Raw genomic sequence first — 1,680 nt, 5'->3', positions numbered from 1 at the left:
CGCCCACGACGGAGGAAGCGCCACCGGTGGTCGAGGCCCCGCCGGTTGTGCAGGACACCTATGTGCCGCCGGCGCCTGCACCCGCACCTCCGCCGCCCGCGATCTACATTCCGGGGCTGCCGCCGATTCTGTTGCCGGTCCTCCCGCCGATCCCCGGACTCTGAGACCCGGTGTCAGCGTTTGGAGTGGCGTCCACCTGACGTGGGGCCGGTCTTGACCGCACTACCGGGCGGGCGCGCGAGAATGACGGCGATTGCGGTGGTGAGCGGAACCGAAAGAGCCAGAGCAATTCCGCCGACCGCGGACCGGACGATTTCGATCGCGACGGCGTCACCGACCAACACGTCTTGGAGTGGGCGCCCGCTGACACTGAAAAGCAACAGCAGTGGCAGCGCTCCGCCGGCGTACGCGAGGACCAAGGTGTAGACAGTGCTGGCGATGTGATCGCGTCCGACCCGCATCGCCCCACTGAACACCTTTCGGCGAGGAGCGTGCTTGTCGAGTTCGGCCAACTCGAATGCCGAAGATGCCTGGGTGATGGTGACGTCGTTGAGAACACCGAGCGATCCGATGATGAAGCCCGCCAGCAGCAGGCCCGTGATGTCGATGTGTTCGATGTATGTCTGCACATTGGTGTTCTGCTCTTCGGACAACCCGGTGAGATGGGTCAGTTCGATACAGAGATAGGAGAGAACCGCCGCGAGCACCATCGCGGCGAGGGTGCCGAGCAATGCCGAACTGGTTTTGAGTGAGACACCGTGCGCCAGATAGAGAACCGCGTACAAGATCACCGCGCCGGCGACCAGTGCAACCGGTATCGCAGGCTTGCCGTCGAGCAAGGCGGGCAGGAGGAATCCGACGACAACGCCGAATGCGATCACCAGTCCGACGAGAGCGCGCAATCCGCGCCACCGCGCAACAGCGATGATGACTACGGCAAACGCCAAAGCGATCAGTGCCAGCGGGAGTCCACGCGAATAGTCCTCGAAGGAGTACTGAGTATTGCCGTTCGGGTCCGTCTGACGCACGAGACGAATGTGGTCACCGACTCGTAGATCCGGTTGACCGGCGCCCGGGATGACCTCGAGCAGTGTCTTGGTTCCGGCATTCGGCCCGGATTCGATGTCGACGATGCTCCGCTGGCATTGATAGGCCGACGTGGGCGGCGGTTGCGGGGCGCCGACGAATACCCTTCCAGCGGAGGAACTCCCGCAGTCGCCGAGGTCTTGCATGGTGACCGTGCCCGCCTCGGTTTCCACCGAGCTGCCGTCGGCATTCTGAAAAGGGAGTGGGACGGGGATGGTGTTCTTGTCCGGCCACAGTGCGATTGCTGCCGCGACGACGATCATGCCGATGACGACGAGCAAGCCGATGACGACGCGTGAGGCAGTGGGGCCGATCTGAATGGGTCCACCGTGGCCGTGGCCGTGACTCATCGGAAACTGAGTGTCGGACTGGGGATTTGCACCGGTGCAATGTTATCGGCTCCGAAGCGAATGGTCAGCTTCTGAAGGCAGTGTTGAAAGGCAGTGTCGGTGAAAGGCAGGGCCGACGAAAGGCAGTGCCCGTGAAAACCGGTGCTACCGATGAGGGGGGTGTGAAACGGAGATTGGTCGAGCTGGGTGGCGGGGAACAGGGGGGGTTGTCCCCGCCACCCAGCTCGACCAATCTCCGTTTCAC

General features: G+C 63.3%; 1 protein-coding gene. It reads right to left on the bottom strand.

Features of this window, described 5'->3' with window-relative positions; translation table 11 throughout:
• Positions 1 to 173: 173 nt before the first annotated feature.
• Positions 174 to 1,436 carry a YibE/F family protein gene (locus G8767_RS35115; protein ID WP_124567353.1) on the bottom strand — a complete coding sequence of 421 codons (1,263 nt, stop codon included), beginning with the start codon at positions 1,434 to 1,436 and terminating at the stop codon, positions 174 to 176.
• Positions 1,437 to 1,680 lie beyond the last annotated feature (244 nt).

The sequence above is a fragment of the Rhodococcus sp. IC4_135 genome (assembly GCF_011602025.1).
GTDB lineage: Bacteria > Actinomycetota > Actinomycetes > Mycobacteriales > Mycobacteriaceae > Rhodococcus_F > Rhodococcus_F baikonurensis.
Note: the sequence above shows the minus strand (reverse complement) of the source record. Positions and strands in the feature narration are given on the sequence as shown.